The sequence below is a fragment of the Kitasatospora sp. NPDC098663 genome (assembly GCF_044760075.1).
Lineage (GTDB): Bacteria > Actinomycetota > Actinomycetes > Streptomycetales > Streptomycetaceae > Kitasatospora.
In genome coordinates this window covers 107730-130278 of the sequence record NZ_JBIWAP010000016.1, presented here as the reverse complement: position 1 = coordinate 130278, position 22549 = coordinate 107730, and the positions used below count along the sequence as shown (strand labels likewise).

19 protein-coding genes and 1 tRNA gene are annotated in these 22549 nt (G+C 73.1%); 4 read left to right on the top strand and 16 right to left on the bottom strand.

Going from position 1 to position 22549, the window contains the following annotated elements:
* Window positions 1–10 precede the first annotated feature (10 nt).
* The 5 genes from ACIQVZ_RS19570 to rsmI form a co-directional block, all read right to left on the bottom strand.
* Entirely contained in the window at window positions 11–610 is a 600-nt protein-coding gene (locus ACIQVZ_RS19570) for a Uma2 family endonuclease (RefSeq protein ID WP_350877718.1), read from the bottom strand.
* Window positions 611–680: 70 nt separating this feature from the next.
* Window positions 681–1559 carry a TatD family hydrolase gene (locus tag ACIQVZ_RS19565; protein WP_402451457.1) on the bottom strand — a complete coding sequence of 293 codons (879 nt, stop codon included), beginning with the start codon at window positions 1557–1559 and terminating at the stop codon, window positions 681–683.
* Window positions 1559–3178 carry a methionine--tRNA ligase gene (metG, locus tag ACIQVZ_RS19560; RefSeq protein ID WP_363619213.1) on the bottom strand — a complete coding sequence of 540 codons (1620 nt, stop codon included), beginning with the start codon at window positions 3176–3178 and terminating at the stop codon, window positions 1559–1561. The genes ACIQVZ_RS19565 and metG overlap by 1 nt, the downstream gene beginning before the upstream one ends.
* A gap of 188 nt (window positions 3179–3366) precedes the next feature.
* Complete coding sequence (locus ACIQVZ_RS19555; RefSeq protein WP_350877715.1) at window positions 3367–3792, bottom strand: hypothetical protein; 426 nt, start codon at window positions 3790–3792, stop codon at window positions 3367–3369.
* 287 nt (window positions 3793–4079) lie between these two features.
* The gene (gene rsmI / locus ACIQVZ_RS19550) at window positions 4080–4955 is read right to left on the bottom strand and encodes a 16S rRNA (cytidine(1402)-2'-O)-methyltransferase (RefSeq protein WP_350877714.1); all 876 of its coding nucleotides are present in this window, start codon (window positions 4953–4955) and stop codon (window positions 4080–4082) included.
* Window positions 4956–5061: 106 nt separating this feature from the next.
* On the opposite strand from rsmI, the gene ACIQVZ_RS19545 reads away from it, so the two are divergent.
* A complete protein-coding gene (locus ACIQVZ_RS19545) occupies window positions 5062–6954 on the top strand; it encodes a dolichyl-phosphate-mannose--protein mannosyltransferase (protein ID WP_402451453.1) in 1893 nt (630 codons plus the stop codon).
* Window positions 6955–7128: 174 nt separating this feature from the next.
* Window positions 7129–8904 (top strand): penicillin-binding transpeptidase domain-containing protein, encoded by a 1776-nt coding sequence (locus ACIQVZ_RS19540; RefSeq protein ID WP_402451450.1) that lies wholly within the window; start codon window positions 7129–7131, stop codon window positions 8902–8904.
* 25 nt (window positions 8905–8929) lie between these two features.
* Here ACIQVZ_RS19540 and ACIQVZ_RS19535 read toward each other — a convergent pair whose 3' ends face one another.
* The 6 genes from ACIQVZ_RS19535 to ACIQVZ_RS19510 all read right to left on the bottom strand — a co-directional run bounded on the left by ACIQVZ_RS19535 (window position 8930) and on the right by ACIQVZ_RS19510 (window position 16839).
* The gene (locus tag ACIQVZ_RS19535; protein ID WP_402451448.1) at window positions 8930–10339 is read right to left on the bottom strand and encodes a glycosyltransferase 87 family protein; all 1410 of its coding nucleotides are present in this window, start codon (window positions 10337–10339) and stop codon (window positions 8930–8932) included.
* A gap of 124 nt (window positions 10340–10463) precedes the next feature.
* Window positions 10464–12032, bottom strand: coding sequence for an amino acid permease (locus tag ACIQVZ_RS19530; RefSeq protein ID WP_402451446.1), 1569 nt, complete (start codon window positions 12030–12032; stop codon window positions 10464–10466).
* 210 nt (window positions 12033–12242) lie between these two features.
* Window positions 12243–13763: a penicillin-binding transpeptidase domain-containing protein gene (locus ACIQVZ_RS19525; RefSeq protein ID WP_402451444.1), complete on the bottom strand. Its 1521-nt coding sequence runs from the start codon at window positions 13761–13763 to the stop codon at window positions 12243–12245.
* The gene (locus ACIQVZ_RS19520) at window positions 13763–15127 is read right to left on the bottom strand and encodes an FtsW/RodA/SpoVE family cell cycle protein (RefSeq protein ID WP_402451440.1); all 1365 of its coding nucleotides are present in this window, start codon (window positions 15125–15127) and stop codon (window positions 13763–13765) included. Before ACIQVZ_RS19520 ends, ACIQVZ_RS19525 begins: the two co-directional genes overlap by 1 nt.
* A gap of 186 nt (window positions 15128–15313) precedes the next feature.
* Complete coding sequence (locus ACIQVZ_RS19515; protein ID WP_402451438.1) at window positions 15314–15997, bottom strand: ABC transporter; 684 nt, start codon at window positions 15995–15997, stop codon at window positions 15314–15316.
* Window positions 15994–16839, bottom strand: coding sequence for an ATP-binding cassette domain-containing protein (locus ACIQVZ_RS19510; RefSeq protein ID WP_402451436.1), 846 nt, complete (start codon window positions 16837–16839; stop codon window positions 15994–15996). The genes ACIQVZ_RS19515 and ACIQVZ_RS19510 overlap by 4 nt, the downstream gene beginning before the upstream one ends.
* A gap of 186 nt (window positions 16840–17025) precedes the next feature.
* On the opposite strand from ACIQVZ_RS19510, the gene ACIQVZ_RS19505 reads away from it, so the two are divergent.
* Window positions 17026–18345, top strand: coding sequence for a VWA domain-containing protein (locus ACIQVZ_RS19505; protein ID WP_371517392.1), 1320 nt, complete (start codon window positions 17026–17028; stop codon window positions 18343–18345).
* Window positions 18346–18347: 2 nt separating this feature from the next.
* Entirely contained in the window at window positions 18348–19235 is an 888-nt protein-coding gene (locus ACIQVZ_RS19500) for a peptidase (protein WP_402451433.1), read from the top strand.
* A gap of 246 nt (window positions 19236–19481) precedes the next feature.
* On the opposite strand, the gene ACIQVZ_RS19495 is transcribed toward ACIQVZ_RS19500, so the two are convergent.
* From ACIQVZ_RS19495 to moaC, 5 genes are all read right to left on the bottom strand, one after another.
* Window positions 19482–19555 (bottom strand) — tRNA-Ala (locus ACIQVZ_RS19495).
* An 82-nt stretch (window positions 19556–19637) separates the two neighbouring features.
* Window positions 19638–20762, bottom strand: coding sequence for a gephyrin-like molybdotransferase receptor GlpR (gene glpR / locus ACIQVZ_RS19490; RefSeq protein WP_402451430.1), 1125 nt, complete (start codon window positions 20760–20762; stop codon window positions 19638–19640).
* 149 nt (window positions 20763–20911) lie between these two features.
* Window positions 20912–21496 carry a GNAT family N-acetyltransferase gene (locus ACIQVZ_RS19485; RefSeq protein WP_380345730.1) on the bottom strand — a complete coding sequence of 195 codons (585 nt, stop codon included), beginning with the start codon at window positions 21494–21496 and terminating at the stop codon, window positions 20912–20914.
* A 38-nt stretch (window positions 21497–21534) separates the two neighbouring features.
* Window positions 21535–22038 (bottom strand): molybdenum cofactor biosynthesis protein B, encoded by a 504-nt coding sequence (locus ACIQVZ_RS19480; RefSeq protein WP_371517395.1) that lies wholly within the window; start codon window positions 22036–22038, stop codon window positions 21535–21537.
* Window positions 22039–22076: 38 nt separating this feature from the next.
* A complete protein-coding gene (gene moaC / locus ACIQVZ_RS19475) occupies window positions 22077–22517 on the bottom strand; it encodes a cyclic pyranopterin monophosphate synthase MoaC (protein WP_350877780.1) in 441 nt (146 codons plus the stop codon).
* Window positions 22518–22549: the final 32 nt, after the last annotated feature.

Here is a 22549-nt window from a genome sequence, read left to right as displayed (position 1 = left end):
CGCGGGGCCCTCAGAGTTCGACGACCTCGGCGAGGTCGATCTCGACGGGGTACGGCACCGAGGTGCGGAGCACGCCTTCGTGCTGGGCGACGGGCAGGTAGACGCCCTTCTCGTCGTCCCGGTGGAACTCGTGCACGATCGGCAGGTTGTCCAGGCCGCGCTCGACCCGCCAGTAGTACGGGATCTTCTTCTCGGCGTACTGACCGGGCTTGCGGAAACGGTCGTCCGCGCGGGAGCCGTTGGAGACCACCTCGACCGTCAGCACCACGGACTCGACCGGCTGGCAGTCCAACGCAAAGGGGTCGATGCCGGTCTTGTCGAAAACCACCACGTCCGGCTTGGTCGTGTTGGCCTCGTCGACCAGCACGCACCGCTCCGGCAGGACCGCGTACGGCACGACACACGCACTGTGCAGCGCTCGCTCCAGTCCCGAACGCACGAGGTCATGCCAGAAATTCGTCTGCCCCCGGACCACGATGACTCCGTCCACCAGATCCCATTCGAACGGCAGGTCGAATTTCTGAGCCTGCTCGTACGTCCAGCCCTGGGACGGCGGATGCATCCAGTCGATCGGCTCGGCGGTCATCGCCACCTCCCTCACTGCACTCATGCTAGCCAGCCTAAGAAGCAGCCGGGAGTGCCGAATCGTTCCGCCGGAATCCGACTTTCGTTCGACCGGCTCAGTACCCGAAGGCCCGGGCCGTGTTCTCCGCGATCGCCGTGGCCAGCTCGTCCTCGTGCAGCCCCAGCGTGCCGGCCATCGAGCGGACGGTGACCGGGATGAGGTACGGGGCGTTGGGCCTGCCGCGGTAGGGGTGGGGGGTGAGGAAGGGCGCGTCGGTCTCGACCAGGACCCGGTCGAGGGGGGTGGCGGCGAGGGCGTCGCGCAGCGGCTGGTTGGCCTTGAAGGTGACCGGGCCGGCGAAGGACAGGTACCAGCCGTGTTCGGCGCAGACCTTGGCCATCTCGGCGTCGCCGGAGTAGCAGTGGAAGACCGTCCGCTCGGGGGCGCCTTCCGCCAGCAGGACGGCGATGACGTCCTCGTGGGCCTCGCGGTCGTGGATGACCAGGGCCTTGTCGTGCCGCTTGGCCATCTCGATGTGGCGGCGGAACGACTCCTTCTGGATCTCGACGCCCTCGGGGCCGGTGCGGAAGTAGTCGAGGCCGGTCTCGCCGACGGCGCGGACCTGCGGGAGGGCGGCGAGCCGGTCGATCTCGGCGAGGGCCTCCTCCAGCGCGGCCCCGCCGCCCGCCTTCCGCTGCTGGCCGGACCAGCCGTCCGCGTCGCCGAGGAAGATCCGCGGCGCCTCGTTGGGGTGCAGGGCGACGGCCGCGTGCACCTGCTCGTACTGGGCCGCCAGTTCGGCGGCCCAGCGCGAGCCGGGCACGTCGCAGCCCACCTGGACGACCGTGGTGACCCCGACCGAGGCGGCCCGGGCCAGTCCCTCGGCCGGGGTGCCGGCCTGCATGTCGAGGTGGGTGTGCGAGTCGGCCACCGCCACGGCCAGGGGTTCCGGCAGTGGCGGCGGGGTCGACCGGGCGTCGTCCTTGGCAGACATCAGGAGGCGGGCTTCTCTTCGAGGCGCGGGAACAGGATCTCGCCCTTGGTGACGGTGCTGCCGGCGGGCAGCCGGCCCCAGTCGGCGGTGGTGGCGATGGTCTGCGCGGCGAGCGCGCCGAGGCCGGCCTCGGCGCCGAGCGAGGTCCACAGCTTCTCGGCGGTGGACGGCATCACCGGGTTGAGCATGACGGCGGTGCCGCGCAGCGCCTCGGCGGCGGTGTAGAGGATGGTGGCGAGGCGGGCCCGGCCCTGCTCCGAGTCGTCCTTGGCGACCTTCCACGGCTCCTGCTCGGTGAGGTAGCCGTTGACCTGCTTGACGAACTCGAAGATCGCCGCGAGGCCGCCGGCGAAGTCCAGCTCCTCGCCGATCTTCCGGTCGGCGGTGGCGAGGGCCGTGGCGAGGCCGTCCGCGATGGCCTGCTCGGCGTCACCGGGGGCGGCGGCGGCCGGCAGCGCGCCGTCGAAGTACTTGCCGACCATGGCGGCGACCCGGGAGGCCAGGTTGCCGAAGTCGTTGGCGAGTTCGGAGGTGTACCGGGCGGTGAAGTCCTCCCAGGAGAACGAGCCGTCGGTGCCGAAGGGGATCGCCCGCAGGAAGTAGTAGCGGTAGGCGTCCACGCCGAAGTGCGAGGTGAGGTCGGTGGGCGAGATGCCGGTCAGGTTGGACTTGGACATCTTCTCGCCGCCGACCATCAGCCAGCCGTTGGCGACGACCCGCTTGGGCAGCGGCAGGCCCGCGGCCATCAGCATGGCGGGCCAGATCACCGCGTGGAAGCGCAGGATGTCCTTGCCGACCAGGTGGACGGAGGCCGGCCACAGCTCGGCGAAGCGCTCCGGGTCGCTGCCGTAGCCGGCCGCGGTGATGTAGTTCTGCAGCGCGTCCACCCACACGTACAGGACGTGCTTCTCGTCCCAGGGCAGCGGGACGCCCCAGTTGAAGGTGGAGCGGGAGATCGAGAGGTCCTTCAGGTCCTGCTCGACGAAGCGCAGCACCTCGTTGCGGGCCGAGGCCGGCTGGATGAAGTCCGGGTTGGCGGCGTAGAACTCCAGCAGCTTCGGACCGTAGGCGGAGAGGCGGAAGAAGTAGTTCTCCTCCTCCAGCCATTCGACCGGCCGCTTGTGCACGGCGCAGAGCTTCTCGTCCTCGGTGGCGCCGTCGAGCAGTTCGGCCGGGAGCTTGAACTCCTCGCAGCCGACGCAGTACGGGCCGGAGTAGCCGCCCTTGTAGATCTCGTCCTTGTCGTACAGGTCCTGGACGAACTCCTGCACGCGGTCGGTGTGGCGCTGCTGGGTGGTGCGGATGAAGTCGTCGTTGGCGATCTCCAGGTGCTCCCAGAGCGGCTTCCAGGCCTCTTCGACCAGCTTGTCGCACCACTCCTGCGGGCTGACGCCGTTGGCCTCGGCGGTCCGCATGATCTTCTGACCGTGCTCGTCGGTGCCGGTCAGGTACCACACCTTCTCGCCGCGCTGGCGGTGCCAGCGGGTGAGGACGTCGCCCGCCACGGTGGTGTACGCGTGGCCCAGGTGCGGGCGATCGTTGACGTAGTAGATCGGGGTGGAAACGTAGTACGCCGGGGCGGTCGCCCCGGTGGTGCTGTGGTCTGCAGTGGCCGCCATGGTCGGAAAGCTTAGTCGGGCCCGCCCGCAGCCCTCGACCGGATTGCCGCCTGCCGCCCTCGACCGGATTGCCGCCCGCCGCCCCCGACCGGATGGCCGCATGACCGGCGACGGCGGGGGCCGCCCGCCGCACTGCTCGCGGCGGGCGGCCCCCGGTGCGCCCCCGCGTGCGCTCCCGGTGCCGGCGGTCAGCCCAGCAGCCGCGACCAGAACCGGGCCCAGCGTCCGCGCGGCTTCACGGGGTCGGACACCGGGGGCGCCCCGGCCGGCTCGGCGTGCGCCGGGTAGCCGGGGGCGTGGTGCCAGGACTGGTCGGCGGTGGCGACCCGGCCCTCGCGCATGATCCGGACGGTGTGTCCGCCACACCCCGGGCAGGTCGGCTTGAGCAGCGGGGACGGTACCCGGACACCGTTGGCGTGGTATTCGAACACGACGTGCCCGTCCTTGCCGGCGTGGTGCTCGATGTCGTACGCCTGCTCCCATCCGTACCCGCATCGCAGGCAGGCGAAGGAGTAGGCCTCCCGCACGGTCTCGACGGGAGTGTGCGGCCGTCCGGCCAGGCCGGGGGCGCTCAGCGCGTTGCCACCGAGGGGGCTACCGATCATCTCGCTCATAGCCGTCTCCCAGCGCCCGCCGGGCGCTCGCCCGGCTGGGTCTTTCCATTCCAGGAAATGCCCTGACGGCCTCGGCCGATGCCCTGCTTGTGAAGAGTTGGACGCGGGTTGGGAACTCCTATACGAAAGGCCTGGATCGTTCCGGAAACCGCGACCGAACTTTCAGCTCCGTGGGCGTTTACCGGGGCCTTCCCTCAAAGGTACGACTCCCCCGGGGTCACGCAACCCCCGGAATTCACCCCTCTTTCACGGCCCTGTCCCCGCCCCCGCCGGACCCGCTTCCGGCGCTACTTCCCGGCCCCGCCCTTGGCCTCGTTCTTGGCCTCGTTCTTGGCCGCCACCACCGCGTCGAACACCTCCCGCTTCGGCAGCGCGAGCTCCGCCGCGACGGCCGCGATGGCCTCCTTGCGGCGCTCCCCGGCCTCCTCCCGGACGGCCACCAGCCGGGCCAGTTCGGCGGGGGTGAGCTCCTGCGGCGCGGCCGGCGGGGCGCCCGCGACGACGACGGTGATCTCGCCCCTGACGCCTTCGGCGGCCCAGGCCGCCAGGTCGCCGAGGGGCCCGCGCTTCACCTCCTCGTACGTCTTGGTGAGCTCGCGGCAGACGGCGGCGGGCCGCTCGGCGCCGAACGCCTCGGCCATCGCGGCGAGCGCCTCGGCGATCCGGTGCGGCGCCTCGAAGAAGACCATGGTGCGCGGCTCGGCCGCGATCGAGGCGAGCTGCCGGGCCCGGTCGCCGGTCTTGCGCGGCAGGAAGCCCTCGAAGGTGAAGCGGTCGACGGGCAGGCCGGACAGCGCGAGCGCGGTGAGCACGGCGGACGGCCCGGGCACCGCGGTGACCTTGACGTCGGCCTCGACGGCGGCGGCGACCAGCCGGTAGCCGGGGTCGGAGACGGACGGCATGCCGGCGTCGGTGACCAGCAGCACCCGGGCGCCGCCGAGCAGTGCCTCGACCAGTTCGGGGGTGCGGCCGACCTCGTTGCCCTCGAAGTAGGAGACCACCCGCCCGGCCGGGGTCACCCCGAGCGCCTGGGTGAGCCGGCGCAGCCGCCGGGTGTCCTCGGCCGCGATCACGTCCGCCGTGGCCAGTTCGGTGAGCAGCCGGGGCGGGGCGTCCGAGACGTCGCCGATGGGGGTGCCTGCGAGAACGAGTACTCCTGTCACGGGCCCCATCCTTGCAGCTACCGCGGCCCGGGGGCTTTTGGTGACGATTCGGGCAGCTTCCGAGGGAGCGGTCACACGTGCGAGAAGCGCCCCTACGATGTGGCGGATGAACGGCGACACGGCGGCGCGCACGCCCACTGGTACAGACCACACCGCGCAGGATGGCGGCGACGTGGCCGGCCTGGCGTCCTCCGCCGTCCCGGCCCCGCGGCCCGCCGACCAGGCCGGGAGCCCCGCGCGGCCCGACCGACCCGACCAGTTCGACCACCCGGACCACCCGGACCCGGACCAGCCCGACCGACCCGGCAGCGCCGCGCGCAGCTGGCGCGAGCGGCTGGCCGGGTTCGGCTACGCCGCCCGCCCGGTGGCCCCGCTGGCCGAGCGCCTGGTCCCGCCGATGCCGGACGGCCCCGGGGTGACCCCGGCGGTGGTGCCCCCGTCGCCGCTGCTGCTGCGGCTGGGCGTGTCCGTGCCGCCGGCCGTGTGGTCGTGGCTGTGCCGCTGGTCCGGCTGGCTGGGCCCGGTCGCGGTGGCGGTGTTCGCCGGGATCCTGCGCTTCACCAACCTCGGCCAGCCGCACGCGATCATCTTCGACGAGACGTACTACGCCAAGGACGCCTACGCGCTCTGGCACGGCGGCTACGAGATCAACTGGCCGGACGGCGCCAACGAGCAGATCATGACGCCCGGCGCGGCCGTCCCGTACCGCGCGGCGGCCTCCTACGTGGTCCATCCGCCGGTGGGCAAGTGGATCATCGGCGTCGGCGAGATGCTGTTCGGCATGAACCCCTTCGGCTGGCGGTTCGCGGTGGCCCTGCTCGGCACGCTGTCGGTGCTGATGGTGGCCAGGATCGCCCGCCGGCTGTTCCGCTCGACCCTGCTGGGCTGCGTGGCTGGCCTGCTGCTCTCGGTGGACGGCCTGCACCTGGTGCTCAGCCGCGCCGCGCTGCTGGACCTGGTGGTGATGTTCTGGATCCTCGCCGCCTTCGGTTTCCTGCTGCTGGACCGCGACCGCACCCGGGCCCGGCTGGCCGACCGGCTCGGCGGGGTGCCGGACGCGGTGCTCGCGCAGCGGGCGAACCTGGGCTGGCGCCCGTACCGGATCGCGGCCGGCGTCTGCGTCGGCCTGACCTGCGCCACCAAGTGGAGCGGCCTGTACGTGGCGGCGGCCTTCGGCGTGATGACGGTGCTGTGGGACGTCGGCGCCCGCCGCCTGGCCGGGGCCCCGCGCCCGTACCTGGCGACGCTCGCCCGGGACGTGGTGCCGGCCTTCGTGTCGGTCGTGGTGGTGTCGCTGGTCGTCTACGTCACGTCCTGGTGGGGCTGGTTCGCCAGCAGCAACGTGCCGGGCAGGGGCGGCTGGGGCCGGGACTGGGCGGCGGGCCGCTCGACCGACTACCCGTGGATACCCGAGGGGCTGCGCGCCCTGTGGCACTACCACTCGACGGTCTACGACTTCCACACCCACCTGAGCGACCCGCACACCTACCAGTCGAACCCGTGGTCCTGGCTGGTGCTGGGCCGGCCGGTCTCGTTCTTCTACGAGTCCCCCAAGCAGGGCCAGAGCGGCTGCACGGCCGCCGAGTGCGCCCGCGAGGTGCTGGGCATCGGCACCCCGCTGCTGTGGTGGGCGGCCGTGGTGGCGCTGGTGTACTGCCTGTGGCGCTGGGTGGCCCGGCGGGACTGGCGGGCGGGCGCGGTGCTGTGCGGCCTGGCCGCCGGCTACCTGCCGTGGTTCGCCTACCAGCAGCGGACGATCTTCCTCTTCTACGCGGTGGTGTTCGTCCCGTTCCTGGTGCTCGCGGTGACCATGCTGGTCGGTGCGCTGATCGGGCCTCCGGGGGCCTCCCGGGACCGCCGGATCATCGGTTCGGCGGCGGCCGGGCTGCTGGTGCTGCTGATCGTGTGGAACTTCCTCTTCTTCTTCCCGCTGTTCACCGGGCAGACGATTCCGATGGACGACTGGCGCCAGCGGATGTGGTTCAACAGCTGGATCTGATCGACACCGCTGTTCCCTGAATCGTCCGTATGCGGTGCACGACACGTACCAGATCCGTCACAACTCGCGGGCATTTCGTCGGCGCACCGATCGGCGCTGCCTAGGGTGGAGGGAACAGCGTGTCCGGCCCCGGCCGGTCACGCCCGTCCGGCAGACCCTTGGGGGAACAGCACCATGCGCAGAGGCGCGAAGATCGGCATCATCACCGGCGTCTCCGTCGCCGTGCTCGCGGGCGGCGGCTACGGGGCGTACAGCCTGATGGGCGGCTCGGACTCCGGATCGTCCTCGGCGAAGAAGCCCCGCACGGTGGTCGCCGAGCCGCCCTCGGCCGAGCAGGCGACCAACGGTGCGAAGGACTTCCTGGCGGCCTGGGCGGCCGGTGACCTGGACAAGGCGGCCGCGCTGACGGACGACCCGGCCGCGGCCACCACCGCGCTGACGGCGTTCCGCGACCAGGTCAAGCCGAGCGCGCTGACCCTGGCCCCGGCCGGCCCGGCCACCCCGCAGGCCTTCGCGTCGGCCACCGGCACGCCCGCGCCGGCCAAGTCCTCCGCCGGAGCCTCGGCCGGCGCGGGCGTGCCGGTGGCGGGCGCGACCCCCGGTGCCACCGACTCGCCGTCGGCCTCCGCCTCGGCCGGCCCCGCCGGTGTGCTGATGGGCTTCAAGGCGCGCGCCGAGTTCGCCGGCACCAACCGGGTCTGGGACTACAACGGCTTCCTGAACGTCGTGAAGATGAGCGACAACACCCCGGCCGTGCACTGGGCGCCGACGGTGATCCACCCGCACCTGTCCGGCAACGAGACGATCGCCACCCAGCAGGTCTTCGCCCCGCCGTCCACCGTGGTGGACCGCAACGGCAAGCCGCTGCAGGGCGCCTCGCTCACCCCGGCGCTGCTGTCCACCCTCCAGGACAACGCCCACAAGCTGCTGCCGCCGGACCCGAACAAGGACCAGGACGCGGGCAGCGCGGTGGTGATCAGCGACCCGGCCGGCAAGGGGGCCTCGGACAAGCTGTTCACCATCGTCGAGCCCAAGCCCGGCAAGCCGTTCAAGGTGACCATCGACAACACCATCCAGGCGGCGGCCGAGAAGGCGATGACGGACCTGGGCGGCAAGTCCGGGTCGATCGCCGCGATCGAGCCGAGCACCGGACAGGTGCTGGCCTTCGCCAACGCGCCGGCCAGCGGTCAGAACCGGGCCTTCACCGGCCTGCTCGCGCCCGGCTCGACGATGAAGATCGTCACCTCGGCGGCGCTGCTGGAGGCCGGGGTCAACCCGGACACCGTGGTGGCCTGCCCGGAGAAGAGCAGCAACCCGGTCGCGATCCCGAACGACTTCCCGGGCGCCTTCCCCAACAACACGCTCCAGCAGGACTTCATGGTGTCCTGCAACACGGCCTTCATCAACCAGGGCCTGACCAGCCTCAAGCCCGAGACGCTGTCCAGCACGGCCAAGGACGTGTTCGGCATCGGCCTGGAGTGGAAGACCGGCCTGCCGAACACCGACGGCAAGGTGCCGCCGACGCCGGGCAGCAAGGACGAGCAGGCCATGAACTACATCGGCCAGGGCAAGGTCCAGATGAACCCGCTGGCCATCGCCTCGATCACCGCGACCGTCCAGAGCGGCGCGTTCAAGCAGCCGATCCTGGTCGCCGGCCTGCCGCAGCAGGCGGCGGCCCGCCAGATCGCGCCGGACGTCGCGGGCAAGCTGCGCGCGATGATGAACGCCACCGCCACCGGCGGCACGGCCAAGGACGTGATGGCCGGGATCACCGACAACGCGGGCGCCAAGACCGGCTCCGCCGAGGTCGCCGGCGCGACCACCACCAACAGCTGGTTCACCGCCTACCGCGGCAACATCGCGGTCGCCGCCGAGGTGCAGGGCGGCGGCCACGGCGTGGACGCGGCCGGCCCGGCCGTCGCCTCGCTGCTCAAGGCCGGCGGCCGCTAGGTCCTCCCGTCCGTACGGAGCCCGCTCAGCCCCGCGGCAGGGCGGGCTCCGGTCTGCCCGGCAGCCGGTGCGGCGGAATCGGGCGCCGGCTGCTCCAGCGCCGGGCCGCCAGCCGCGGCCAGATCACCAGGACCACCGGCAGGGCGAGGTAGCCGAACCGCCCGGCCGGGGCGAGCATGAACGCGATCGCCAGCCCGGCGGCCAGCAGATCGGCGGCCGCGATCGCGGACACCGGCGGCCGGGCGAGCAGCCAGATGGCCACCCCGATCCCGCCCATGGTCATCAGCGCCAGCGAGACGGAGTGCCCGGTCGGCCCGAAGCCGGCCAGCACCTTGCCGGGCAGCGGGCTGCCGGCCGGGGTGCGGATGGCGGTGAGCCCGAGCGGGAAGCGCACCACCTGCTCGCGCAGCGCGTCCGCCCGGGTCAGCACGGAGGGCAGGAGCACGGCCAGGCCGGTGCCGAGCGCGATCAGCGTGGTCCGGGCGGCGGGCCGACGGCCGTACAGCCGCCACAGCAGCAGGGCGGCGACCGGCAGCGCCGGCCAGGCCGTCCACTTGAGGGTGCAGGCGAGGGCGAGCACCAGGCCGGCGCCGACGGTGCGGTCCCGCTCGGCGAGCGCCATGGCGAGGCAGCAGAGGCCGATCAGCGGCAGGTCCACCCCGCCGACGACGAGGGCCAGCGAGATCAGCGGCGAGGCGGTGAGCACGGCGAGCGGCAGCAGCGGCGCGCGCTCGTGGGTGGGCCGCAGCAGCCGCCAGCTGGCCAGCAGGCAGGCCACGAAGGCCAGCGCGAACCAGATCCGGGCGTCCCCGGCGACCTGGGCGAGGTCGGATCCGTCGCCCAGTAGTTGGCGCGGCATCCCGAACAGGGTCATGGCCGGCAGGTACGGGTTGTAGTCGGTGACGATCACCGGGTGCGGCAGGTACGGGCTGCCGGTGGTGAGCAGCAGGTGGGCCGAGCGTTCGACCACCATCACCTCGGACTGGTGGCGGCCCTGCACGGCGAGCAGGGCGAGCGGCGCGAGGACGGCCCCGGCGAGGGCGACCACGGCGGCGGCGCGGGCCGCGTAGCGGCGCGGCAGGGTGAGGCAGAGCAGTCCGGCCAGGACGTAGGCGGGGGCCGCGATGAAACCCCACGTCCGCTGGTTGGGCAGGTCGGAGACGAGCGGGAAGGCGGCCGCCCAGCCGGCCGCGATCAGGCAGCCGAGCAGTTGGACGGTGCGCATCGAGGCGAGTCGGGCGGGATTCAGCCGATCGGGCGTGGGCGGGAACGTGCTCTCGCCACGCTGGCGGGGGAACGGCCGACTGGAGAAGCCGAGGGGCGGTCGTCCTGGTCCGGACGGCGCTCCGGCGGGGGTCGGCGGGGCCGGCGTTCTGCTGCGGCCGGTGAAGCGGCCGCGCGGGCGGGAGAAGCCGGGCGTGCGGGTGCTCACCATGGTGGAAGGTTATGGGTGGTGGCCGGGCGCTGTCGCCATGGCGTGGGGCACGTAACAGGAGGTGGCATGAGGGGGGCCGCCGGGTGTCGTGGTCGGCGGCCCCTCATGTCCGGATTCGTCCGGCTCAGCTGTTCCGGTGGCCGGTGGAGCTGTCCGCCGTGGCGGCCTGTGCCTGCTGCTCCAGCTTGGAGTGCTTGATGCTGTAGCCGAAGTAGACGAGCACGGCGACGGCGAGGGCGATCGCGCCGGCCCGGAAGGTGTCGGCGTGCAGGCCGGTGATCAGGTAGGCGCAGAAGGCGACGCTGAGCAGCGGGACGACCGGGTAGCCGGGGACCTTGAAGCCGCGCGGCAGGTCGGGCTGGGTGCGGCGCAGGATGATCACGCCGATCGAGACGACCGAGAAGGCGATCAGCGTCCCGAGGCTGGTGATGTCGGCCAGCTCCTTCAGCGGGACGAAGGCGGCCAGCGCGCCGACGCCGAGGCCCACCACGAGGGTGTTCCAGACCGGGGTGCCGGTGCGCGGGGAGAGTTCGGCGAAGCGCTTGGGCAGCATGCCGTCGCGGCCCATGGAGTACAGGATGCGGGTCTGGCCGTAGATCACCACGAGGGTGATGCTGAAGATCGAGATGATCGCGCCGATCGCGAAGACGATCGAGGGCCAGGTCTGGCCGGTGATGTCCTGGAGGATCTGGGCGAGGCCGGCCTCCTGGCCCTCGAACTTCTGCCACGGCTGGGCACCGATGCCGGCGAGGGCGACCAGGATGTAGAGCAGGGTCACCACGACCAGCGAGATGATGATCGCCAGTGGCAGGGTGCGGCGCGGGTTCTTGACCTCCTCACCGGCGGTGGACACGGCGTCCAGGCCGATGAAGGAGAAGAAGATGCTGGAGGCGGCGACCTGCACGCCGCCGATGCCGAGCGGCATGAACGGGGTCAGGTTGCCGGAGTGGAAGCCGGTGAGCGCGATGCCGACGAACAGCAGCAGGATCAGGATCTTGATCCCGACCATGGCCGCGTTGACCTTCACCGACTCGCTGACGCCGCGGGTGAGCAGCACGCAGACCATCGCGACCAGCAGCAGCGCCGGCAGGTTGAACCAGTGGGTGGCGTCCGGAGCGCCGGACAACTGGTCCGGGATGGTGAAGCCGAAGGCCAGGTCGAAGAACTTGTTCAGGTACTCGGCCCAGCTCACCGCGATCGCGGAGGCGGAGACGCCGTACTCCATCAGCAGGCAGATGCCGACGCCGAACGCGACGCCCTCGCCGAGGGTGGCGTAGGCGTAGGAGTACGAGGATCCGGAGACCGGGATCGCGGAGGCCATCTCGGCGTAGCAGAGCGCGGTGAGTCCGGCGGTGACCGCGGCGAGCACGAAGGACAGGATGACGGCCGGCCCGGCCGAGGGCACCGCGCTGCTGAGCACGAAGAAGATGCCGGTGCCGATGGTGGCGCCGATGCCGATCGAGGACAGCTGCCAGAGGCCGATCGTGCGGCGCAGGTGGATGCCGGAGCGTCCGCCCTCCTCGGGCGCACCGGCCGGGAGGCCGTCCCGGCCCTCGCTCTCGGCGATGAGGGACGAGACGGGCTTGCGTCGCAGCAGACGCGCACCGAGAGAGTTGCTGGTCACAGCTGCGGTCCTTCTGGGCGGGGGAGGGTGTCCTGGCGGCCGGTCACTCGACGCGCCATGGGGTGTCATCGGGGACCAACCGAACAAAGATGGGACAGTACCCCGCGAAAGCACCAGTGTCGCAAACGAACAGTCCGGATCGGCGCATTGTACGAATTGGCGCATGAGTCTATACAAACCGGACACTTCGCAGACGGCGGATTTGCCGTCCAGCAGCTAAAGCGGCAGCTCGGCGGCGGTCGGTCGGCTGACCGACTCGACGGCGGTCGATCGACCGGCTCAGCGGCCCAGCACCGCCCGCATCACCGAGCGGGCGATCGGCGCGGCCAGCCCGCCGCCGGTGACGTCCGTGGCGTCACTGTCCGCGATCACCACGGCCACCGCCACCGGCGGCACCGCGTCCGAGCCCGCGGGCTTGGCCCAGGAGATGAACCAGGCGTACGGCGTCCCGCTGTTGTCCACGCCGTGCTGCGCGGTGCCGGTCTTCCCGCCGACCACCGCGCCGCCGATCCGGGCGTTGCCGCCGGTGCCGTTCTCGACCACGTCGGTCATCAGCTTCTGCACCTGCCCGGCCACCGCCGGGGTCATCGCCCGCCGGTACACGGCGGGTTTCATCAGCTGCACGGCGGTGCCGTCGCCCTTCGTCAGCTTGTCCACGAGCTGCGGACGCATCACCGTCCCGTCGTTGGCGATCCCGGCCGCGACCATCGCCATCACCAGCGGGGTCGCCGCGGTGTCGAACTGCCCGATCGAGGAGAGCGCCAGCTGCGACTGGTTCATCGTGGTGTCGAAGTTGGACCGGGCCGGGCGCACCGGCATGTCCAGCCCGGCGTCGTTGAAGCCGAAGTCCTCGGCCATCGCCACCATCGGGCCCAGCCCGGTCCGCACCCCGAGGTAGCCCAGCACGCTGTTGCAGCTGTAGACCATCGCGGTGTCCAGCGACTGGCCGGGCCGGTCGCACGCCGAGGTGTCGTTGACCAGCGGCGTGGTCGTCCCGGGCAGCACGTACGGGTACGGCGCGTCGGTCGGCGCGTCGGGGTCGGTGACCACCCCGGCCGCGAGCGCGGCCGCCGCCGTGACCACCTTGAAGGTCGAGCCCGGCGGGTAGGTCTGGCGCAGCGCCCGGTTGAGCATCGGCTGGTCGGTGTCGGCCTGCAGCCGGTTCCAGGCGGCCTGGTCGGCCGCGGCGGAGCCGGCGAAACTGCCCGGGTCGTAGGACGGCGTGCTGGCCAGGGCGAGGATCCGGCCGGTGGCCGGCTCGATCGCGGCCACCGCGCCCTTCTGGCTGCCGAGCCCGCGCACCGCGGCCTCCTGGGCGGCCCGGTTCAGGGTGGTGTAGACGTCCCCGCCGGGGTTCTGCCTGCGGGCGACGGCGTCCCAGACCGCCCAGCCGGCCAGTCTGCTGTCCGTCCCGGACAGCAGGTCGTCCTCGACCCCCTCCAGCTGGGTGTTGCCGTACGCCTGCGAGGCGAAGCCGGTGACGGCCGCGTACGTCGGGCCGTCGGTGTAGGTGCGCTTGTAGTCGTACCGGCCGCCGGTGGGTTCGGAGCCGGTCACGGTGTCCGCGCCGACCCGGATGTTGCCGCGCGGCTGCGAGTACCGCTCGATGGTGAGCCGCTGGTTGGCGGCGTTGTGGTTGAGGTCCTTGGCCTGGAACACCTGCACCCGGGTGGCCTGGACGCACAGCGCCGCGACCAGCAGCAGGCAGAAGACGCCCGCGCGGCGCCCGGTGACGGAGATGCCGGGCAGGCCCTGCGGCCCGTTGCCCCGGGCGCGCGGACGGGAGCGGATGCGCGCCATCAGTCCTCCTCCGAAACGGACCCGGACGCGGGCGGCACCGGGGCCGGGGCCGGTCGGCGCGCGATGTCGCTCATCCGCACCAGCAACGCCACGATGATCCAGTTGGTGACCACCGAGGAGCCGCCCTGCGCGACGAACGGCAGCGTCATCCCGGTCAGCGGGATGAGGTCGAGCACCCCGCCGGCCACCACGAACACCTGGAGGCCGACGATGGCGGCCAGCCCGATCGCCAGCAGCCGCCCGAACGGGTCGCGCAGCGCGATGCCCGTCCGGAACCCCCGGGAGATCAGCAGCGCGTACAGCAGGAACACCGCGACGAGCCCGGTCAGGCCGAGTTCCTCGCCGATGGTGGCGAGGATGAAGTCCGACTTGGCGGCGAAGCCGATCAGCACCGAGTGCCCGTTGCCGAGCCCGGTGCCCAGCTCCCCTCCCCAGGCGAAGGCGAACAGCGACTGGGCGATCTGGTTGGCGCCCTTGCCCGCCGCGATCGAGCCCAGCGGGTCCAGCCAGTCCGTCACCCGGCTGTGCACGTGCGGCGACAGCCAGCCCACCGTGACCGCCCCGACCGCCGCCAGGGCCAGCCCGATCGCGATCCACCCGGTGCGCGCGGTGGCCACGTACAGCATCACCACGAACAGGCCGAAGAACAGCAGCGAGGTGCCGAGGTCCGTCTCCAGCACCAGGACGCCGACGAAAGCCGCCCAGATCAGCAGCACCGGCCCGAGCACCCGGCCGCGCGGCAGCTGCCAGCGCCAGACCCGGCGGCCGGTGAGCGCCAGCGCGTCCCGGTGCACCGCCAGGTAGGCGGCGAAGAAGACGGCCAGCAGGATCTTGGCGAACTCGCCCGGCTGGAAGGACAGCGGCCCGATGACGATCCAGATCCGCGAGCCGTACACCGGCGGGAAGAAGATCGGCAGCACCAGCAGGACCAGCGCCACCAGCGCCCCGAGGTAGGCGTACCGCTGCAGCCGCCGGTGGTCGCGCACCAGCAGCACGACGGCGATGAACAGTGCCACCCCCAGGCTCGACCAGAGCAGCTGGGTGGAGGCCGCGCCGACGCCCGAGGTGGCGCGGTCGAGCCGGTAGATCACCACCAGGCCGATGCCGTTGAGCAGCACCGCGATCGGCAGCAGCAGCGGGTCCGCGTACCGGGCCCGCCGGCGGACCACGGCGTGCGCCAGCAGGGCGAGCACGCCGAGCGCGGCGCCGTACTCGGCCGCGTCGGCCGGCACCCTGCCGTCCAGGTTGACGCCGACCTCGACGTAGCCGAACACGGCGATCAGCACGGCGGCCAGGACCAGCAGCAGTTCGGTGGTGCGCCTGGTCGGCACCGGCCGGCTCGGCCGGGCTGCGGTTCTCGTCACGGCGGGGGGTGTCGCCACGGACCGTCCTGGGGGTCGCGGGGAGCCGGAGCGCTGTTCCGGGGGATGCCAGTCGGGATGGACCGACGGAACGAAGCCGGTTCACCCAGGTTCGTCACCCTAACGAGCACTATCCATATTTATCGGCTTTTTGCTGCGGTGTGTCCGCTCTTGGCGTGAATCCTCCGCTCACTCGGGCCGCCGTCCGGCCAGCGCCGCCGCCCCGGCCGCCGCCGCGGCCAGCAGGACGGCGGCGAGCGGCAGTTCCGCCCACGGCACGGCGACCCGGCCGGTGCGGGCCGCGGAGACCAGACCGCGGACCGCCGCGTTGGCCGGCGAGAGCGGCGCCACCAGCGCCAGCGCGGCCAGCACCAGTGCCACCGCGATGCCGTACTGCGGCCGCGCCAGCACCGGCCGGTTCGCCAGCGCCCCGGCCACCACCCCCAGCAGCACGCACACCACCGCGGCCGACGCCCCGGCCGCCAGCGCCGGTCCGACCGGCGGCTGCCGCTCCACCCCCGGGTTGGCCACCGTCCCGCTCAGCCACCACAGCGCCGCCACCTCGGCCGCCGCCAGCACCAGCCCGGCCGTCAGCGCCGCCAGCAGCGCGCCCAGGTGCACCCGCAGCGGCCCCGCCGCCGCGACCAGGCAGGCCCGCGAGGCCGGCGGCTCCGCCCCGAGCGCGCTGCGCACGTACCAGGCGCTCACCGGCAGCAGCACGGCCGCGCCGTAGCCGAGGTCGCCCAGCAGCGGGTTGCCCGCCGACACGCCCACCACCAGCAGCAGCGCGTACGCCAGGAACGGCGGCAGCCAGGCGTGCGAGCGCACCAGCAGTTCCAGGTGGTACCGGGCCAGCGCCCCGACCTGCCTCACCGCCGCCCCTCCCGCTGCCGCACCGCCAGCACCCGGACGGCCGGGCGGCCGAGCAGCAGCCGGCGCAGCAGCGCCTCCGTGTGCGCGGCCGGCACCGTCAGCCGCACGGCCGTGCCGGCCAGCGGGGTGAGCCGCGGCACCCCGGGCAGCCGGGGCGGCAGCGGGGTGCCGTCCGGGACGTCCACCTCGACCTCCGTCTCCGGGCCGCCGTCCGGCACGGGCCCCGCCTCCTCGGCGGGCCGCAGCGCGCCGTCCGCGCCGACCCGGTAGGCGGCGCTGGTCAGCCCGGCCAGCCGGGCCGGGTCGTGGTCGACGAACAGCACCGTCCCGCCGTCCGCCGCCCGCTCGGCGGCCGCCTCGTCCAGCACCGCCCTGGCGTCGGGGTCGAGCCCGGTCCAGGCCTCGTCCAGCAGCAGGACCGGGGCCTGCGCGAGCAGCGCCTGCGCGACCGCGACCTTCTGGCAGGTGCCCTTCGACAGCCGGCTCAGCGGCGTGCCCGCCCGGTCCGCGATGCCGAAGCGGTCCAGCCAGTCCCCGGCCCGCCGCCGCGCCCGCTCCGCCGACAGCCCGTGCACCCGGCCCACCCGCAGCAGGTACGAGGCGGCGTCGAACGGCAGCGCGGGCGGGAAGCGTTCGGGCACGTAGGCGGCGCCGCCCGGGCGGGCCACCCGCCCGGCGGTCGGCCGCTCGATCCCGGCCGCCAGCCGGAGCAGCGTCGACTTGCCGCTCCCGTTCGCCCCGGCGATCCGCACCAACTCCCCCGGCCCGACGGCGAGATCGACCCCGCGCAGGACCCACCGCCCGCGCCGCCCGTACCGTTTTCCGACCCCCGTCAGCTCCACCGCGCCCCCATTCCCGCCCGGACTCGCACGAAACCCGCACGGAAGGCTATCCGGCCCGGGTAGGGCGGACGTAAGTCCGCGCAGGCCCGACGGCCTTTCCACGCGCCGGAGTTCACGCCGCGGCGGGGTGGTGCACGATCCGGTCTCGTTTGGCCATCGCGAACTGATGATCCCTAGGATCACCGGGTGACTACCGGACGACGACCAAAGACCAGGCTCGGCAGCCTGCTGGGCGCCCTGGCGATAACGGGCGCCTCGCTGCTCATCGGCCTGCCCGCCCACGCCGACGAACCATCAGCCGGCGCCGCCGCGCCCAAGGAGGCCCCCAGGGTCGACCTCGTCCTGGACGTCAGCGGCTCCATGAACGAGCGGGACATCCAGGGCAAGAGCCGGATCTCGGTGGCCCAGCAGTCGCTGAACGACGTGATCGACGCGCTGCCCGCGGAGACCGAGTTCGGCATCCGCACCCTGGGCGCGAACTACCCCGGCAACGACAAGACCCAGGGCTGCCAGGACACCAAGCAGCTGTACCCGGTCGGCAAGACCAACAAGGTCGAGGCCAAGACGGCCGTCGCCACCCTGCGGCCCACCGGCTGGACCCCGATCGGCCTGGCCCTGCGCGGCGCGGCCCAGGACCTCGGCAAGGGCGAGACCACCCGCCGGGTGGTGCTGATCACCGACGGCGAGGACACCTGCACCCCGCCGGACCCCTGCGACGTCGCCCGTGAACTCGCCTCCCAGGGCATCCACCTGGTCGTCGACACCCTCGGCCTGGCCCACGACGACAAGACCCGCCAGCAGCTGCTCTGCATCGCCAACGCGACCGGTGGCACCTACACCGACGTCCGCACCCAGGAGCAGCTCACCGACAAGGTGAAGCAACTGGTCGACCGCTCCAACGACACCTACGCGGTGACCCCGGTGAAGACCTCCGGCGCCGACAAGTGCGAGAGCGCCCCGGTGCTCGCCCCGGGCGTGTACAGCGACCGCGAGAAGTTCTCCGAGCACCGCGTCTACAAGGTCCCGGTCAAGTCCGGCCAGGAGCTGCGCGCCTCGGTCAGCGTCGGCCTGGACCGCGCGGTGGCCCGGGACTACGGCGTCCTGCTGCAGGCCACCAGCGCGACCGGCCAGGAGCTGGTCCGCGGCACCGACGCCGGCAGCAGCCGCACCGACGTGATCTCCACCGGCCTGCGCTGGTCCACCAGCGACTCCAAGGGCTACATCACCACCGGCCCGACCTCCTCGTCGAGCGCCAAGCCGGAGACCACCGTCTGCCTGGTCGTCAGCAACTCGCTGGCCCCGCAGGCCGGCGTCCAGGCCGACCCCGGCCTGCCGCTGGAGCTGACCGTCGACCTGGCCACCGCCTCGTCCGCCCCCGAGGGCGCGGCGATGGGCCTGGGCCGCGGCTGGATCCTGCTGCTCACCCTCACCCTCGCCGGACTGCTGTTCGGCCTGGTGTTCGGCTGGATCGCCCGCTGGCGGATCTCTGTCTGGCGGGAGAACTGACCATGCGACGAACCACGCGCACGACCCTTCGCGGCGCCCTCGCCGCCCTCGCCCTGCTGCCCGCCCTCGCGCTGGCCGCCCCGGCCGCCTCCGCCGCCTCCCCCTCGCCCTCGGCGAGCGCGAGCGGCGCCCCGGCCCCGGCCACCAAGGCCGGCACCTCCTTCCTGACCGCGACCAACCTCTCCCCCGGCCAGGACGCCAACGTCGCCGCCTCCACCGGTGACTACCTGTACTGGGCGTTCGGCGCCTCCGAGGGCCAGACCCCGACGATCGGCCTGACCGTCAACCTGGCCCCCGCGACCGACCGGCACGGCCCGCAGACCTGGTCCGCCGAGGTCTTCGACGGGCTCCGCCGCCGCCAGTCCTGCACCGCCGGCACCCAGAACGCCACCGGCGACCAGAACACCGGCACGCTCACGCTGAGCTGCACCCTGCGCGAGGTCCGCTCCTGGGCCGAGCCGTGGTCCGGCGACCCGCTGCCCGGCACCTACTACGTGCGGCTCTCGGTCAGCGACGTCCCGCAGACCGACCTGGGCCTGGCCACCTCCGTCCAGCTGCACGTCAGCGCCAAGGGCAACGCGGACAACGCCCAGCCGGAGGGCGGCGAGCTCAAGGCCCCGCTGGTCCCGCCAGCCGGTGGCGGCGCCGCCACCGCCAAGGCGGCCGCCCCGGTGGCGGCCGAGGAGCACTGGTACACCGGCTGGTTCTCCGGCTGGAACAGCCGCTGGTACTGGACCATCGGCGGCGGCGCCCTGGCCGCCCTGGCGGGCGTCCTGGGCTACAACCTGACCCGGCACCCCCGCGGCTACCGCCCGCCCCGCTACGGCGCCGTCCCGCCGCAGTCCGGCGCCCCCCAGCCCGGCCCCTACGCCGGCTCCCAGCGCCCCTGACCCACTCCGCCCCACCCCGCCCCACCCCGAGGGCCGACCGGACTCCCCGGCCGGCCCTCGGCCGTTCCCGCTCCGGTTCCCGCCCTTGTCCCGCCCCCACTCTCACCCGCGACCGACCGTCAGTTCACGGCCCCGCCCCACCGTGACGGTCGTCACACGGCCAACTCCCGCATCCCCGCGCCGAATCGCCCCCGGACAACGCAGAAGCCCCGCCCGGTCTGACGACCGGGCGGGGCCCTTGTTGGGTGGAGCTGAGGGGATTCGAACCCCTGACCCCCTCGATGCGAACGAGGTGCGCTACCGGACTGCGCCACAGCCCCAACGAGAAGAAACTCTAGCACCTTTCGGAGGGGGCCCGTGACCACCCCCGGGGATGCGGTGCTGGTCCGGGGGCCGGGGAGGTCACTCGTTGGCCGCGCGGGGGCGGGCCTCCGGGGCCGACGGCTCGGCGTACTGGTCGAACAGCGGGGTGTTGCGGGTGGACTCGGCGGGGCGGCCCGCGGTCCAGGTACCGGGAGCCGTCAGGTCGAGGCCCCGCGAGACCCGGGGGGCGACCGGCGCCGTGACGTACGTCGGCAGCGGGACGGGCACCGGCTCCCAGGAGTCCGGGCCGGCCGCGCCGCGCTCGCGCATGCCGTCGACCCACTCCTCGTGCTCGGTCGCCTCGGCCACCGCGGAGGCGGACGGCGCCGAGACGGCGGCCTCGCCGGGGTCGGCGGCCAGCCGCAGGTGCGGACGGCGTCCGGCCCGCCCCTCGGCCGCCGGGGCCTGGGCGCGAGCCGGGGCGTGGGCCCGGGCGTGGGCCTGGGTGTGGGCCTGGGTGTGGGCCTGGGTGTCGACGGCCTCGGCGGGGACGCTCCGGGCCGCGGCGCGCTGCTGCTCGCGCTTGCGCAGCCGCTCGGCCGCCTGGGCGGCCCGGGCACGGTCGAGCTTCACCTCGTAGCGCTGGCGCTCCAGCTTGCGCAGGTGGCCGATGTACAGGGTGAGGAGGATCGCCGGGACGGCCGGGACCCAGAGGAAGGCCAGTCCGGCCACCGCCGCGACCACGGCGCCGAGCGCGAAGCCCAGGAAGAGGGCGGTGACCATCCGGCGCCGGCGGGCCAGCAGCCGGGCCCGGCGCTGTGCCCCGCCGTGCGGCGCGGAGCCCGGACGCTCTTCCCGGGCACCCCGCTCGGGCGCGGCCTCGGGCCCGGCCGTGGACACCGGCTCGGGCGGGGGCTCGACGGAGGCCGATGACTCGGGCTCCACGGCGGGCGGCGCGGAGTCCGCCGCGGGGTCGCCGGAGGCGGCCCCGTCCCGTCCGGGAGGGCCGTCGCTGCTGTGCTCGTCGTCACGCGGTTCGTCGCCCAGGGCCCGGGCTGCCCGCCGCTCCAGCCCCGAACGCCCGGCCAGCAGGCGGATGGCGGTGCTGAAGCGCTCCGTCGGGCGCACCTCGTTGAGTTCGTCCTGCCTGCGGAGCCACATCGGCACCAGATAGGCGGCCCAGGCCCCTACGATGACGGCGTAGATAAGGCCGCTACTGCTCACGATCCACACCGTACGGGCGCCGGGAAGGCCTGGCAGCAATTTGGCTCGGCGTGTCGTGTGATCAAGCTGATTCTCCGACTATTTTGCCGGTATTTGTGCCAGTCCGACATCGCGGCGATGCCATATCGATATTTTTTTCGAACATATATTCAATTACTTGACTCGTGGCCTGAACTGATCGACCGCCAGCGTTCCAGCATCCCCTCCGGCACCTCCTCGGCGGTCAGCGCGTACACCAGGTGGTCCTGCCAGGCGCCGTCGATGTGGAGATAGCGCGGACGGATTCCCTCCGAGCGGAAGCCGAGCTTTTCCACCACGCGGCGGCTCGGGCCGTTCTCCGGGCGGATGCAGACCTCGATCCGGTGCAGGCCGAGAGTGCGGAAGCAGTGGTTGACGGAAAGCGCCACGGCGGTCGGCATGATGCCCCGGCCGGCCACCGCCTCGTCGATCCAGTACCCGACGTTCGCCGAGCACATCGAGCCCCAGGTGATGCCGCCGACGGTCAGCTGGCCGACCAGCTGGCCCTTGTAGAGCACCACGAAGGGCAGCATCCGCCCGGCCGAGCCCTCACCGCGCAGGAAGCGCACCATCTGCCGGAACGTCGGGCGCGGCCCGGCGGCCTGCCCGGCCGGACCGGGCGGGACGGTCGCCTCCCAGCGACGCAGCCAGTCCCGGTTGCGGAGGCTGACCTCCTGCCACTCGCGCTGGTCGCGGGCCCGGATCGGGCGCAGCACGACCTCCCCCTCGTGGAGTTCTACCGGCCAACCGGCGTTCAGTGCGTTCTCCCGGAAGCTGGTGCGTCCGGCCGGGGGTGGTCCCCGCCGCCGAGCTGGTCGACGGCGTGGGCGAGCAGCGGTTCGAGGACGGCCAGGCCGTCCTTGACGCCGCCGGTCGAGCCCGGCAGGTTGACGATCAGGGTACGTCCGGCGAGTCCGGCCAGCCCTCGGGAGAGCGCCGAGGTCGGCACCTTCTCCCGGCCGTACGCGCGGATGGACTCGGCGATGCCGGGGACCTGCCGGTCGATCACCCGGGCGGTCATCTCCGGGGTGAGGTCCATCGGCGAGATGCCGGTGCCGCCGGTGGTGAGCACGACGTCGTAGCCGGCCGCGACGGCCTCGCGCAGGACGGCCTCCACCGGCTCGCCGTCCGGGACGACCCGGGGGCCGTCGGCGGTGAAGCCCATCGCGGTCAGGCCGGCCACCAGCAGCGGGCCGCCCCTGTCCTCGTAGACGCCGGCCGAGGCCCGGTTGGACACGGTGACCGCAAGGGCCCTCATCCGCCCGTGTCCCTCGGTGGTGGGCTCGTTGCGCCCGCTCACTCGCCCGCCTCCGGCGCGAACCAGTCGCCGCTCTTGCCGCCGGTCTTGCTGAGCACCCGGACGGACTCGATGGCGGCGCCCTTGTCCACGGCCTTGACCATGTCGATGACGGTGAGGCCGGCCACCGCGACGGCGGTCAGCGCCTCCATCTCGACGCCGGTGCGGTCGGCGGTCCTCACGGTGGCGGTGATCTCGACGGCGTCGTCCGCGACCGTGAGGTCCACCGTGACGCCGGAGACGGCGATGGGGTGGCAGAGCGGGACCAGGTCGGGGGTCTTCTTGGCGCCCATGATCCCGGCGATCCGGGCCACCGCGAGGGCGTCGCCCTTGGGCACGCCCTCGCCGCGCAGCAGCTCGACCACCTTCGGGGAGACCCGGACCCGGCCGGCCGCGACGGCGGTGCGCGCGGTGGTGGCCTTCTCGGAGACGTCGACCATCCGGGCCGCGCCCTGGTCGTCGACGTGGGTGA

Excerpts from the sequence above, each read along its gene's own strand:
- ACIQVZ_RS19570 (WP_350877718.1), bottom strand. The coding sequence starts at position 610 with ATGAGTGCAGTGAGGGAGGTGGCGATGACCGCCGAGCCGATCGACTGG.
- ACIQVZ_RS19565 (WP_402451457.1), bottom strand. The coding sequence starts at position 1,559 with ATGTCTGCCAAGGACGACGCCCGGTCGACCCCGCCGCCACTGCCGGAA.
- metG (WP_363619213.1), bottom strand. The coding sequence starts at position 3,178 with ATGGCGGCCACTGCAGACCACAGCACCACCGGGGCGACCGCCCCGGCG.
- ACIQVZ_RS19555 (WP_350877715.1), bottom strand. The coding sequence starts at position 3,792 with ATGAGCGAGATGATCGGTAGCCCCCTCGGTGGCAACGCGCTGAGCGCC.
- ACIQVZ_RS19545 (WP_402451453.1), top strand. The coding sequence starts at position 5,062 with ATGAACGGCGACACGGCGGCGCGCACGCCCACTGGTACAGACCACACC.
- ACIQVZ_RS19540 (WP_402451450.1), top strand. The coding sequence starts at position 7,129 with ATGCGCAGAGGCGCGAAGATCGGCATCATCACCGGCGTCTCCGTCGCC.
- ACIQVZ_RS19535 (WP_402451448.1), bottom strand. The coding sequence starts at position 10,339 with ATGGTGAGCACCCGCACGCCCGGCTTCTCCCGCCCGCGCGGCCGCTTC.
- ACIQVZ_RS19530 (WP_402451446.1), bottom strand. The coding sequence starts at position 12,032 with ATGACACCCCATGGCGCGTCGAGTGACCGGCCGCCAGGACACCCTCCC.
- ACIQVZ_RS19525 (WP_402451444.1), bottom strand. The coding sequence starts at position 13,763 with ATGGCGCGCATCCGCTCCCGTCCGCGCGCCCGGGGCAACGGGCCGCAG.
- ACIQVZ_RS19500 (WP_402451433.1), top strand. The coding sequence starts at position 18,348 with ATGCGACGAACCACGCGCACGACCCTTCGCGGCGCCCTCGCCGCCCTC.
- ACIQVZ_RS19480 (WP_371517395.1), bottom strand. The coding sequence starts at position 22,038 with ATGAGGGCCCTTGCGGTCACCGTGTCCAACCGGGCCTCGGCCGGCGTC.
- moaC (WP_350877780.1), bottom strand. The coding sequence starts at position 22,517 with ATGGTCGACGTCTCCGAGAAGGCCACCACCGCGCGCACCGCCGTCGCG.